Annotated in this window: 12 protein-coding genes; all 12 read left to right on the forward strand. The window is 50.1% G+C overall.

Going from position 1 to position 12,162, the window contains the following annotated elements:
• Positions 1-1,179, forward strand: a complete 1,179-nt coding sequence (nusA, locus tag B2899_RS07530; RefSeq protein ID WP_146808959.1) for a transcription termination factor NusA — start codon at positions 1-3, stop codon at positions 1,177-1,179.
• 6 nt (positions 1,180-1,185) lie between these two features.
• Complete coding sequence (gene rnpM / locus B2899_RS07535) at positions 1,186-1,461, forward strand: RNase P modulator RnpM (protein ID WP_286884777.1); 276 nt, start codon at positions 1,186-1,188, stop codon at positions 1,459-1,461.
• Positions 1,458-1,757 (forward strand): YlxQ family RNA-binding protein, encoded by a 300-nt coding sequence (locus B2899_RS07540; protein ID WP_286884779.1) that lies wholly within the window; start codon positions 1,458-1,460, stop codon positions 1,755-1,757. The genes rnpM and B2899_RS07540 overlap by 4 nt, the downstream gene beginning before the upstream one ends.
• A 17-nt stretch (positions 1,758-1,774) precedes the next feature.
• Positions 1,775-4,138, forward strand: coding sequence for a translation initiation factor IF-2 (gene infB / locus B2899_RS07545; protein ID WP_286884781.1), 2,364 nt, complete (start codon positions 1,775-1,777; stop codon positions 4,136-4,138).
• A gap of 42 nt (positions 4,139-4,180) precedes the next feature.
• Positions 4,181-4,540: a 30S ribosome-binding factor RbfA gene (gene rbfA / locus B2899_RS07550; RefSeq protein WP_286884783.1), complete on the forward strand. Its 360-nt coding sequence runs from the start codon at positions 4,181-4,183 to the stop codon at positions 4,538-4,540.
• Positions 4,540-5,535, forward strand: a complete 996-nt coding sequence (locus tag B2899_RS07555) for a DHH family phosphoesterase (protein WP_286884785.1) — start codon at positions 4,540-4,542, stop codon at positions 5,533-5,535. The genes rbfA and B2899_RS07555 overlap by 1 nt, the downstream gene beginning before the upstream one ends.
• Complete coding sequence (gene truB, locus B2899_RS07560; RefSeq protein WP_246147233.1) at positions 5,532-6,470, forward strand: tRNA pseudouridine(55) synthase TruB; 939 nt, start codon at positions 5,532-5,534, stop codon at positions 6,468-6,470. The genes B2899_RS07555 and truB overlap by 4 nt, the downstream gene beginning before the upstream one ends.
• A complete protein-coding gene (locus B2899_RS07565; protein WP_146808964.1) occupies positions 6,471-7,415 on the forward strand; it encodes a bifunctional riboflavin kinase/FAD synthetase in 945 nt (314 codons plus the stop codon).
• Between the two features lie 129 nt (positions 7,416-7,544).
• A complete protein-coding gene (rpsO, locus tag B2899_RS07570) occupies positions 7,545-7,814 on the forward strand; it encodes a 30S ribosomal protein S15 (protein ID WP_146808965.1) in 270 nt (89 codons plus the stop codon).
• Positions 7,815-8,030: 216 nt separating this feature from the next.
• The gene (gene pnp, locus B2899_RS07575) at positions 8,031-10,157 is read left to right on the forward strand and encodes a polyribonucleotide nucleotidyltransferase (RefSeq protein WP_286884789.1); all 2,127 of its coding nucleotides are present in this window, start codon (positions 8,031-8,033) and stop codon (positions 10,155-10,157) included.
• Positions 10,158-10,306: 149 nt separating this feature from the next.
• Positions 10,307-11,257, forward strand: coding sequence for a polysaccharide deacetylase family protein (locus B2899_RS07580; RefSeq protein ID WP_286884791.1), 951 nt, complete (start codon positions 10,307-10,309; stop codon positions 11,255-11,257).
• 69 nt (positions 11,258-11,326) lie between these two features.
• A partial coding sequence (locus tag B2899_RS07585; protein WP_286884792.1) for a M16 family metallopeptidase occupies positions 11,327-12,162 on the forward strand: 836 nt, incomplete at its 3' end.

The raw sequence follows: 12,162 nt of genomic DNA on the forward strand, positions 1-12,162 counted from the left end.
ATGAATGCCGAGTTTATTGAAGCATTAAATGAGATAGAGAGAGAGAAAGGCATCAGCAAGGAAGTGCTGATTGAAGCGATCGAAGCGGCGCTTGTTTCCGGCTATAAGCGTAATTTCAATTCCGCGCAGAACGTGCGCGTAGATATTAACCGCGAACTGGGCAACGTACGCGTATTCGCCCGCAAAACCGTGGTAGAAGAGGTAACGGACCCTCGTTCGCAGATTTCAATTGATGAAGCGCAGGAAATCGACCCGAACTACATGGTTGATGACATTATCGACATGGAAGTCACGCCGCGCGATTTCGGACGCATCGCGGCGCAGACCGCTAAGCAGGTCGTTACACAGCGCATCCGTGAAGCGGAGCGCGGCATTATTTACAGCGAGTTTATCGATCGTGAGCAGGACATCGTAACCGGCATCGTGCAGCGTCAAGACAGCCGATTTTATTATATTGATCTCGGCAAAGTCGAAGCGCTGATGCCGCTGAACGAGAAAATGCCGAACGAATCATTTAAGCAGGGTGATCGGGTCAAAGCGTTCATCACCAAAGTGGAGAAAACGACGAAGGGACCGCAAATCTTTGTGTCCCGTACGCATCCGGGACTGTTGAAACGCTTGTTTGAGCTGGAAGTGCCGGAGATTTTCGATGGTGTCGTGGAGATTAAATCTGTGGCGCGCGAAGCGGGTGACCGTTCCAAAATTGCCGTCTACTCTGCAGATCCGAACGTAGATCCTGTAGGTGCCTGCGTAGGTCCTAAGGGGATGCGTGTACAGACGATTGTACAGGAGCTAAGAGGAGAAAAGATCGACATCATGAAGTGGTCGGAAGATCCGGCTGAATATGTCGCAAATGCGCTTAGCCCTTCCAAAGTGGTGCATGTAACCGTATATGAAGGGGAAAAGGTAACGCGCGTCATTGTACCTGATTATCAACTGTCACTTGCGATTGGCAAGCGTGGACAAAACGCCCGCCTGGCCGCCAAGCTGACGGGTTGGAAAATTGACATCAAGAGCGAAACACAGGCTGCCGAGGAAGGATTCGTATACAGCGAACCGGTTTCTGTTATTCCGGCCGATGGTGCATCTGAAGAGCAGCAGGACACATTTGTACAGGATGAAGCGTACGAAGCTGAAACCGATGCAGCTGCTGTAGACGCAGCGGATGAAAAGGAGTAGGTTTTCGTGAAACTGAGAAAAACCCCGCAGCGCAAATGTCTGGCTACCCAGGAGATGTTTGAAAAACGCGATTTGCTGCGCATCGTGCGTACGCCGGAAGGTGAGATCAAAATCGATCCTACCGGCAAAGCGTCGGGACGCGGTGCGTATGTGTCCCGCTCCCGGGAGGCATTTGATATTGTAAAAAAGAAAAAGCTCCTGAACCGTGCCCTAAAAACGGAAGTAACGGATGAAAAGTACGAGGAGCTGGAACGAGAGTTTGCGAGGTATGTACGCAAATGAACCAGGTGGAGCAGATGCTTGGCCTGGCGCAGCGGGCCCGCAAGCTTATTACGGGAGAAGAATTGGTCATCAAGGCCGTTCGTCAGGGACAGGTGCATCTGGTCATCCTGGCGGGCGATGCATCCCCCAACACTCGCAAAAAAGTAATAGATAAGTGCGGCAGCTACGAGGTTTCTTTTACAACGTATGGTGATCGCCTGACACTTGGCGCCGCGCTTGGAAAGGAGCAACGAGTTGTCATTGGCGTGACCGATGCCGGCTTCGCAGCACGATTGACGCAGCTGATTAACCAATAACTGTCGGGGGTGGATAGATGAGTAAATTGAGAGTCTATGAATATGCTAAAGAGCTTGGGATTAGCAGTAAGCAAATGATTAATTTGCTTACTAAACTCAATTTATCAGTAAACAACCACATGAGCACATTGGAAGACAGCACGATTCAAAAGGTAGAAGAGCACCTGAAGCAGGTAAAACAACGCGCAAACGGTCAAGAACAACAAAAGCGTGATACGGAAAAGAGTGGGAAGATGGAAAAAAACCAACAACAAAATAATCGAAACGTGAACAGTAAAGCACAAAGTAGTACTGGTCAAGAGCAAAGAAATGGCAACCAGGCCGGAAGAGGCAACTCTCAGGGCCAGGGTGGCGGAAGAAAGCAAGGTCAGAGCAGCAGACCGCAGGGCCAGGGTGGTGGAAGAGCACAAGGTCAAGGCGGCAGACCGCAGGGTCAGGGCGGCAATAAGCCGAAGGCGGCCGCTGGCAAACCGCCGCGTGAAGACCGCACCAATCAAAGCCGCGGCAAAACTACGCAGAAATTAAACGCACGTCCGAAGCGTTTCGACGATAACAAAAAGTCGTCTGAGCCGAATAAAACGATGAAACGCCCGAACAGCCGGCAGCAGCAAGTGCCGAAGCAGGAAGTGAAAGTGGAGAAAATTACGGTTTCAGGTTCGATGACGGTAGCCGAGCTTGCTAAAAAAATGAAGAAGCAGCCGTCTGAAATCATCAAGAAACTTTTCGGACTCGGTGTAATGGCGACCATTAACCAGGAATTAGATCTGGACACCATTCACCTGATCGCCGCTGACTATGAAATCGAAGTGGAAGAGAAGATTGAACTCGACTACAGCGATTTTGAAAATATTGAAGAAATCGATGAGCCAGATACGCTGGAAGAGCGTCCGCCGGTCGTTACCATTATGGGTCACGTTGACCACGGAAAGACAACGCTTCTTGATGCAATCCGTGAAACAAATGTTACGTCAACGGAAGCGGGTGGTATTACACAGCATATCGGAGCCTATCAAGTAGTCAAGCACGGGAAGAAGATTACTTTCCTGGATACGCCAGGCCATGCCGCATTTACCACCATGCGCGCGCGCGGAGCCAAAGTAACCGATATCGCTATCATCGTAGTAGCAGCCGATGACGGAGTGATGCCACAAACGGTGGAAGCCATTAGCCACGCGAAAGCGGCGAACGTGCCGATTATCGTTGCGGTGAATAAAATGGATAAACCTTCGGCCAACCCGGATCGGGTGAAGCAAGAGCTTACAGAGCACGGTCTTGTACCGGAAGACTGGGGCGGCGATACAATCTTCGTCCATGTCTCAGCGTTGAAACGGGAAGGTCTCGACGACATCCTCGAAATGATCCTGCTTGTGGCTGAAGTGCAGGAACTGAAAGCCAACCCGAATAAACGGGCCCGCGGTACGGTTATCGAGGCTGAGCTTGACCGCGGCCGCGGACCGGTGGCGACGATTCTTGTGCAATCTGGAACCTTGAAGGTTGGAGATCCGATCGTTGTCGGTACAGCTTTTGGTCGCGTTCGCGCCATGGTCAACGACAAAGGCCGTCGCATCAAGGAAGCACCGCCGTCCACGCCAGTCGAGATTACCGGTTTGAACGATGTGCCGCAGGCCGGCGATCAATTTATGGTATTTGAAGATGAGAAAATGGCGCGCCAGATTGGGGAACGCCGTTCGACGAGCCGACGCGAGAAAGAACTTCGCGCATCGGCACGCGTATCGCTGGACGATTTATTCAATCAAATCAAGGAAGGCGAAATGAAAGACATCAATGTTATCATCAAAGGGGACGTACAGGGCTCGGTTGAAGCGCTGCGGGGTTCGCTTGAGAAGATTGATGTCGAAGGCGTGCGCGTGAATATTATTCATACCGGGGTAGGTGCCATTACTGAATCCGATGTTATTCTTGCGTCTGCATCTAACGCGATTATCATCGGTTTCAATGTTCGTCCTGAGCCAAATGCCCGCACGACGGCGGAAGCGGAAAAAGTGGACATTCGTCTGCACCGCATCATTTACAAAGTAATAGAAGAAATCGAGGCGGCGATGAAAGGAATGCTTGAGCCGGTGTACGAAGAAAAGATTATCGGCCAGGCGGAAGTACGCCAGACATTCAAAGTATCCCGCGTCGGCACGATTGCAGGTTGTTATGTTACCGACGGCAAGATTCAGCGTGATGCCGGTATCCGCGTGATTCGCGACGGTATTGTCATATACGAAGGTAAAATTGACGCGCTCAAACGTTTTAAAGATGACGCAAGGGAAGTGGCTCAAGGATACGAGTGCGGTATTACAATCGAGAAATATAACGACATTAAAGAAGGGGACATCCTTGAAGCGTTCATCATGGAGGAAGTCGCCCAGTAATTTTAAAACACGCACGTTCAACCAGAATGAGGTGAAACGACGATGGGCAACATTCGTACCAATCGTGTAGGTGAGCAGATTAAAAAAGAGCTGAGCCAAATCATCCAGCGGGAGATTAAAGATCCCCGCATTGGCTTCGTAACGGTAACCGGCGTTGAAGTGTCCGGTGACCTGTCCCAGGCAAAAGTATTCATTAGCGTACTTGGCGGTGAAGACCAGAAGGCCGATACGCTAAAAGCGCTGGAAAAAGCGAAGGGCTTTATGCGCTCGGAGATCGGACGTCGCGTCCGCCTGCGCCATACCCCGGATTTACTGTTCAAATTCGACGAATCCGTTGAATACGGCAGTCGCATTGAATCACTGCTGAACAAGATTAATGAAGAAAAAGGGGAAGACAAATAATGAGCTCGTACAAAGCATCCCTGGAAGCCGCTGCGCGTTTTCTAAAGCAGCATCAGCACTTTCTTGTTGTGAATCACGTCAATCCTGACGGGGATGCTACCGGCTCCTTGCTGGCGATGGGATGGCTTCTACGCCAGCTCGACAAGCAGGTGACGCTTGTCAACGAAGGGAAAACCCCGGCCAAATTCATGTTCCTGCCCGGAGCGGATGATATTTTGAACGCTTCCGAACGGGCGGAGCATCCTACATACGGGACGATAATTACATGCGACTGCGCTGATTTTGCCCGCGTCGGGGAAGTGGCGGCATGGTTTACGCAAGAGCGCGAACTGCTCAATATTGACCATCATCCGACAAATGATTTGTTCGGAACGGTAAATCTTGTGCGGACCGATGCGGCAGCTACGGCAGAAATTATTTTCGATCTGGTGAAACATATGGGCCTTCCGCTGGGAAAAGAGCTTGCTACCTGTCTGTATACCGGGCTGCTGACGGACACCGGTGGATTTCGTTATTCCAATACGACTCCGTATGTTATGGAGGCCGCGTCCGAGTTGCTTGCCCACGGGGTAGAGCCTGCCGCGATCGCCGAACGGGTGCTTGAATCGATTACAAAGGCGCATGTCAGCCTTTTGCAGCGTTCGCTGCAGACATTGGAGCTTACCGATAATGATAAAGCTGCGTATCTGACCGTTACGCTGACGGATCTGATAGAGACGGGCGCGAATAATGAAGATACGGAAGGGCTTGTTAATTATGGCCGCAATATCGAAGGTGTCGAAGTCGGCGTTTTGTTCAAAGAGGTGGCGGATGGCAAAGTGAAAGTCAGTTTCCGTTCACGCAGTGAAGTCGACGTGGCGGCGATTGCCAAATCGTTTGGTGGTGGTGGCCACGTACGTGCCGCAGGTTGTACGGTATCGGGAACGATTGTTGAAGTGAAGAAGGCGGTTTCGCAAAAAGTCAGCGCCGCGTTACGGGAGTGTGGCAATGAATGATGAGCGGACTATCCGGCATCGTCCCGCTGTACAAGCCAGAGGGCATGACTTCGCATGATTGTGTAATGAAAGTGCGGCGCATTGCCCGCACAAAAAAGGTGGGGCACACCGGTACACTGGATCCGGATGTAACCGGTGTGCTGCCAATCTGCATCGGTCCGGCGACTAAAGTGGCCGATTATCTGCATGAAACGCCGAAAGTATATCGGGCCACCATGACGATCGGCACATCCACCGATACGCAGGATGCAAGCGGCAAGATTCTTGAAGAGAAAATAGTCAAACCGCCGCTTACCGATACGCAGGTGCGCGAGGCTTTCGATCGTTTTGTTGGCGATATTGAACAGCTGCCTCCGATGTACTCGGCGGTAAAAGTGGATGGCAAGCGGCTGCATGAGCTGGCGCGGCAGGGAAAAACAGCAGAACGGAAAGCCCGCCGGATTACGATTTATGAAATGAACATCGAACAAATGGATCTGGATACAGAGCATCCAACCGTTACGTTTACCGTTACCTGCTCGAAAGGCACTTACGTCCGGACGTTGTGTGTGGATATCGGGCAGGCTCTTGGCTATCCGGCTCATATGTCGTACTTGCAGCGGATTAAAAGCGGCCCGTTTACACTCGAACAGTGTGTGACATTTGACCAGCTAGAAGAAGCAGCCGCAGAAGAGCGGCTGCAGGAACTGCTGTATCCGCTCGATAGAGGGCTTCTTCAATATCCGGCTGTCATCGTTCCGGCCGGCCGTATCCAGGCAATGCGCAACGGACTTAGCCAGCGTCATCGTAAACCGGGCAATTGGAGAGTTGGGGACAAGATTCGTCTGTACAGTCCGGACGGCGCTTTTCTTGCACTGCATGAAGTGGTATATATAGATAAAGAGAACGGTGTGGAATCCAAACCGGTAAGAGTGTTTCCGGAGGGAGAGACATAAATGGAAATTCAACGTTTGCATTATCCGCTGTCGCCTGATTTTGAAGGCGAATCGTGCGTGCTTGCGCTGGGCTATTTTGACGGCGTTCACGTCGGTCACCGCCGGGTTATCCAGAAAGCGATAGACGTGGCGAAATCGTTAGGCGTAAAATCCGCCGTGATGACATTTGACCCGCATCCGCGCGAGGTGCTTGGTCAAAGCGGATATACTCAGTATTTAACGCCCACAGACGAAAAACTGGAACAGCTGAAAAAGATGGGAGTGGACATCGCTTACGTTGTCCATTTCGATATCTCATTTGCCGCCATTTATCCAGAAGACTTCATCGATGAATTCCTCATGCAGTTATGTCCGAAACATGTGGTGGCTGGATTTGACTATACATTCGGGCACAGAGGAAAGGGAACAGTATTCACACTTAAAGAACATGCAAATAGACGATATGACGTGGATGTGGTAGCTCCGGTCAACCGATTCGGTGAGAAAGTCAGCAGTACCCTGATTCGTGAATATTTGTACAGCGGCAAAATCAAAGAAGCTACACAGTTTCTTGGTCGGCCATATCGTGTGCGCGGAAAAGTTGTGCATGGAGAGAAGCGCGGACGCACAATTGGATTTCCAACAGCCAATCTCCGTCTTTACGCCCCTTATATTGTTCCGAAAAATGGCGTTTACGGCGTACGAGCAGGATTGGAAGGCCGCTCCTACTACGGTGTAATGAACGTAGGCATTAAGCCAACGTTCGAAAATGAGCATAAAGAAAAATCGCTGGAAGTCCATTTGTTCGATTTTGCGGGCGATATTTATGATAAGACCCTAGAAGTAGAATTCTTGTTCTTTATCCGTGAAGAACAAAAGTTTGCCGGAGTGGATGCGCTCATTGCTCAGATTAACGCTGATGTGGTGACTGCAAAAGAACAGTTCGCCAAACATTCAATTGTATAAGGACAGGGCTTTACTCTGTTTTTCGATTATGATATAATGTATTTTGTTAGTTTAATAACCATGGCTTGGAAAGCCGAGTCACCAACGGTTTTCTAGGGCATTGGGGATATCAATGAGGAGGTGAATAGGATGGCTTTGACACAAGAACGCAAGCAACAGCTGATTGAAGAGTACCGTACACACGAGTCTGATACAGGCTCTCCGGAGGTACAAATCGCTATCCTTACTGAAAAAATTAACTACCTGAACGATCATCTTCGTACGCACAAGAAAGACCACCACTCCCGCCGTGGACTGCTGAAAATGGTTGGTCAACGCCGCAATCTGCTGGCTTACTTGAAGGACAAAGATGTAACTCGTTACCGTGAGTTAATCAACAAATTAGGCTTACGTCGATAAGCGAAAGCGGGGATTCCCCGCTTTTTTCATGCCTGTAGCCCTCCTACCATAAAAGGCAGTCACCCTTCCCTTCATTTTCATGTCGGGGCTTGTGGCTTATCGGCCATGATCGTTTTCCGACTCCAACTTATCTTTTTTATTTCCTGTCAATGCAGGAAATACTAGAAAAATGACGAAATATCTTTTGTTGAGGCAAGAGAGGAGGCATCATTTTTTATGGATGTAGATGTAAAAGTGTATGAGTTTGACCTTGCCGGGCGAAAAATGTCGATTGAATACGGCAAGCTCGCCAAGCAGGCCAATGCGGCGGTGCTGGTACGCTACGGCGATTCCGCGGTACTGAGCACGGTAACCGCGTCCAAGAAACCATCTCCCCTTGATTTTTTTCCGCTGACAGTAAACTATGAAGAAAAACTGTATGCGGTAGGTAAAATTCCGGGTGGCTTCATTAAACGCGAGGGACGTCCAAGCGAGAAGGCTACATTAACCAGCCGACTGATTGATCGTCCGATTCGTCCGCTATTCCCGGAAGGCTTCCGTAATGAAGTGCAAATCGTAAACACGATGCTGTCGGTGGATCAGGATTGTTCAACGGAAGTGGCAGCGATTATCGGAACGTCCGCCGCCCTGAGCATTTCCGATGTACCGTTCAACGGACCGATCGGCGGCGTTATCGTAGGACGGGTCGACGGACAATTTATCATCAATCCGACTGTAGAGCAGTTGGAGAAGAGCGACTTGAATCTGACCGTAGCCGGTACATATGATGCGATCAACATGGTTGAAGCGGGTGCCGATGAAGTGCCGGAAGAAGTTATGCTAGAGGCGATTATGCGCGGCCATGAAGAAATTCGCAAAATCGTTGAGCAAATCCGTACAATCGCGGCCGAAGTCGGCAAAGAAAAAATGGAAGTCGAGCTGATTTCCTTCGATTCGGAGATTGAAGCGGCTGTAAGGGACTATGCGGAAGCACGCTTAATTGAGGCCGTACGCATCGAGGAGAAACAGGCGCGTTATGATGCGATTGATGCCATCAATGAGGAAACGCTGGAACATTTTGCGGAAACGTATCCGGAACAAGAAAAGCAGATTAGCGAAATTCTGCATGACATCGTGAAAAGCGAAGTCCGCCGCCTCATTACACATGATAAAGTGCGTCCGGACGGTCGTGCATTAGATGAGATTCGCCCGATTTCCTGCGAAATCGATCTGCTGCCGCGCACGCACGGCTCCGGCCTGTTTACGCGCGGACAAACCCAGGTGCTCAGTGTATGTACGCTTGGTGCGCTCGGTGACGTACAGATTCTTGACGGACTTGGCCTGGAAGAGTCCAAGCGTTTTATGCACCATTATAATTTCCCACCGTACAGCGTAGGGGAAGCCCGTCCGCTGCGTGCGCCGGGACGCCGTGAAATTGGACACGGTGCGCTTGGTGAGCGTGCGCTTGAGCCGGTTATCCCGAGCGAAGACGTATTCCCGTACACCATTCGTCTCGTCTCCGAAGTTCTTGAATCAAACGGCTCCAGCTCTCAGGCAAGCATCTGTGCGAGTACGCTGGCGATGATGCATGCAGGTGTACCGATTAAGGCGCCGGTAGCCGGTATTGCCATGGGTCTTGTTAAAGATGGAGAGCATGTCACGATTCTAACTGACATTCAAGGTATGGAAGACCATCTTGGTGATATGGACTTCAAAGTAGCCGGTACGCGTAAAGGGGTTACTGCGCTGCAAATGGACATCAAAATCGAGGGGATCGATCGCCAAATTCTTGAGCAGGCGCTGAACCAGGCACGTGAAGGCCGTTTATTCATTTTGGATAAAATGGAAGAAACGATCCGGGAGCCGCGTAAGGAATTGTCACGGTTTGCGCCGAAGATCACGATTCTTCGCATTAATCCGGACAAAATCCGTGATGTTATCGGACCAAGCGGCCGCGTCATTAACAAGATTATCGAAGAAACAGGCGTAAAGATTGACATTGAGCAGGATGGCCGCGTATATATCGCTTCGCCGGACGCAGATGCGAACGAACGGGCGAAGCAGATTATTGAAGACATTGTGCGTGAAGTCGAAGTGGGGCAGGTCTACAACGGTACCGTTAAGCGTATCGAGAAGTTCGGTGCCTTCGTAGAGCTGTTCTCGGGCAAAGACGGACTTGTTCATATTTCCCAGCTGGCGGAAGAGCGTGTCAGCAAAGTCGAAGACGTCGTGTCCATCGGGGACAAGCTGCTGGTCAAAGTTACTGAAATCGACAACCAAGGCCGTGTGAACCTTTCTCATAAAGCGGTGCTGAAAGAGCAGAAGCAAAAAGAGAAAGAAGCAGCGGAAAATAAGAATCAATAAGTAGAAAGATAGCGACACACGACTTCAAGTCAGTCGCTATTTTTTGTATGTATATACTATTTTCAAAAAAATGAAGCAGGCTGCATGCTTGCATCCCTTTCCGCATAAGATTGTACAAACTTATCCATGTGCGGGAGGGGTGAAGAGGTATGAATCGATTGTTGGCTCTGCTGTGCTTTCTGTTCTTTTTATATAGTGTAATGACATCGGAGTCGGTGAATTTATATATCGCATCGAAGAAGATGGATCGGGCAGCGCTGACAAACCAGGTGGCACAATGGGAGCAGCAATTGAAGGAAGCGGCCAAAACAAAAAATATTCCCCCGGTAAACGCGCGTATCGATCCGATCTGGAAAGCGATTCCCGGCTATAATGGGCTTTCCATTGATGAAGAGGCGAGCCTGCAGCGGATGCAGCAGGCCGGGAGGTGGGATGAGTCACTCATCGTGTATCGGGAAGTAAAGCCGACTATTGGACTAGACCAGCTGGCCGCCGCCCCGATTTATCGGGGGAATTCCGATAAACCTATGGTGTCCCTCATGATTAATGTCGCCTGGGGCAATGAATATTTGCCAGCCATCCTCGAGACATTGAAGAAAGAAAAAGTGAAAGCTACCTTTTTTCTTGATGGAAGCTGGACGAAGAAATATCCTGACGAAGCGAAGAAAATAGCCGAAGCTGGTCATGAGATTGGCAGTCATGCCTATTCGCATCCGAACATGAGCCAGCTTTCGTTAACACGCATGGAACAGGAAATTACAAAGACCAACACCGCCATTACTGAAGCTACAGGCATTACACCGACACTATTTGCCCCACCGTCCGGTGATTTCGATCAGCGGGTTGTCGATATGGCCGCCCGTTATCATCTGAGGACGATTCTGTGGACAGCCGATACCGTCGATTGGCGTAAACCTTCTCCGGACCAATGGTTTCGTACGGTCGCTCCGAAAATCAATAACGGTGTGCTTGTGCTTATGCACCCGACGGCGCCCACGGCAGAAGCACTGCCAAGGCTCATTCGATATGTCAAAGAGAAAAAACTTACGCTTGGCACGGTCAGTGATACCCTCTCCACGCGTCGTGTGCCCCCCTATTGAGTGCACTTCTTAAGTTTGTTATAGTAGAAAAATATGTGACATTCTTGTCATTTGGAGGAGGCAGGCGTAGTGATAGAAAAATATACGCTGGACAATGGCGTGCGCGTCATTATCGAGAAAATACCGACAGTCCGTTCTGTTGCTTTAGGCATATGGATCGGCACGGGTTCGAAATATGAAAATGCAGAAGTGAACGGCATCTCTCACTTTATTGAACACATGCTGTTTAAAGGGACCACGGCCCGCTCGGCGAAGCAAATTGCCGAATCGTTCGACCAAATCGGCGGGCATGTGAACGCGTTTACTTCAAAAGAATACACCTGTTATTATGCGCGGGTGCTGGATGAACATGCGCCGGTTGCACTTGATATTTTATCGGATATGTACTTCAATTCGGTATTTGATGAGCAGGAACTGCAGAAAGAGAAAAATGTCGTCATTGAGGAAATCCGTATGTATGACGATACACCGGATGATCTGGTGCACGATCTCGTCGCCAAGGCATGCTACGAAACGCATCCGCTTGGCTACAGCATTCTTGGCACGGAGGATGTGCTGAATCAAATCACACGGGAGGATATACACCGCTATATTGAAGCACGCTACACGCCGGAGCAAACGGTCATTACGGTGGCAGGCAACGTAACCGACAAATTGCTCGGTGAGATTACCCGTTATTTCTCCGGTTACAAACGCACGACGAAAGAGCTGACACCGGATGTGAAACCGAACTTTACCGCAGGCTCCATTTGGAGAAAGAAAGATACGGAGCAAGCGCATCTTTGCCTCTCTTTCCCGGGCTATGACGTAGGACATGAAGACATCTACTCGCTTATTTTAATGAACAACGTGCTTGGTGGCAGCATGAGTTCGCGTCTGTTCCAGGAAGTGCGGGAAGAGCGGGG

This window comes from Aneurinibacillus sp. UBA3580 (genome assembly GCF_002375825.1).
GTDB classification, from domain to species: Bacteria; Bacillota; Bacilli; order Aneurinibacillales; family Aneurinibacillaceae; genus Aneurinibacillus; species Aneurinibacillus danicus.